The organism is Streptomyces sp. NPDC033845 (genome assembly GCF_055576225.1).
The window spans coordinates 1-1,406 of the sequence record NZ_JBVIRI010000080.1; the positions used below are offsets into that span (position 1 = coordinate 1).

Below are 1,406 nucleotides of genomic sequence, written 5' to 3' on the forward strand. Positions count from 1 at the left end.
CGCGGCTGCCGCGGTGATGAAGATGACATGACCGAGGTGGTCGGGCTGCGGGGCGGACCCGCCGCCCTGTGACGACTGCGCGGTACTGGTCAACACGGGCTCCGTGGGTGGGGTGGGGTTGTCGTCCGTCTGCCGGCGTGCGTGGCAGGGTCGGGTCCTCAGTCAGGGAGAGGCGTGAGCGAGCTTATTCATTCATTTTATTAAGTCAAACCATCCAAACTCAACAAGAAAATTACCATTTGTTCATTTCCTGAAACGAAAGGAAGCGTGAAGTCAACACTTACTGGCGTGCGGATGATCACACTCGCCGGGTCTCCTTCCGGCGGCAGCGGATCGACGAGGCCTACCTCCGTATGCGAAGGCGTTCGTGGTCTCACGCCGGGCATGGGCGCGACCTCGATTCGTCCCGTGATGCACGGCGGCCCTAACAGCCCTATGTCGAGCACGGGAATCCGCGCACGGGCATCCGTCGACCGTGGATTCACATGCCTGAAATCCTGGCGGATCTTCCGCAGATCCCGATGCAACCCAACCGCATGACGTTAATCGCCTATTGATCCGAAGCGGTTTGGGTTTCTGGGTCGTTGGTGGTGTGTGAGTGATCTGGTGGGGCCGCGCGGCATCTGTCGCCGTCGGCGCAGGAGGCCCTGCGGCTGCGGGCGGTGGCCGCGTTGGTGGCGGGGCGGGACCGTGAGGACGTGGCGGCGGTGTTCGGGGTGTCGCTGAAGGCGGTCGACATCTGGGGGGCGAAGTGGCAGGCCGGCGGCCGGGAGGCGCTGGTCATGCGCTCGCGCGGCAAGCCGGTCGGGGTGCACCAGGTGATCGGGGAGGCCGAGCCGGCCGCCGTGCGGCAGGCGGTCCTCGATCACCGACCCTGTGACGTGGGGCTGAGTGGACAGCTGTGGACGCGGCGGCTGATCGGCGACCTGATCGCGAAGCTGTACCGGGTGCGGCTGACCGAGGTGGGGGTGGGCAAGTACCTGAAACGGTGGGGACTGTCCTTCCAGCGCCCGGACAAGCGGGCCGTCGAGCAGGACCCCGAGGCCGTGCGGCGCTGGCACCAGGAGACCTGGCCGGAGATCCGCGTGAAGGCGAGGGCCGACGGCGGCGAGATCCTCTTCGCCGACCAGGTCGGCATCCGCTCCGACCAGGTCACCGGCCCTACCCGGGGCGAGAAGGGGAAGACCCCCCCCCCGTCGTGCGGCGGACCGGCAACCGGTTATCGGTGAACGCGATGTCGGCGGTCAGCACCAAGGGCCGGATGCACTCCATGGTCTTCACCGAGAGCTTCACCGCCGAGGTGATGTGCCGCTTCCTGGACCGGCTCGCCGGCCACTTCGACCACAAGGTCCACCTCGTCGTCGACGGACACTCCGTGCACCGCTCGAAGAAGGTCCGGGACTGGC

2 protein-coding genes are annotated in these 1,406 nt (G+C 66.7%); both read left to right on the forward strand.

Going from position 1 to position 1,406, the window contains the following annotated elements:
* Nucleotides 1–662: 662 nt before the first annotated feature.
* Nucleotides 663–1,229 carry a winged helix-turn-helix domain-containing protein gene (locus ACZ50K_RS37890; protein ID WP_468912036.1) on the forward strand — a complete coding sequence of 189 codons (567 nt, stop codon included), beginning with the start codon at nt 663–665 and terminating at the stop codon, nt 1,227–1,229.
* Nucleotides 1,226–1,406 (forward strand): transposase (locus ACZ50K_RS37895; RefSeq protein ID WP_468912039.1); only part of this gene is annotated, 181 nt, incomplete at its 3' end. The genes ACZ50K_RS37890 and ACZ50K_RS37895, both read left to right, overlap by 4 nt.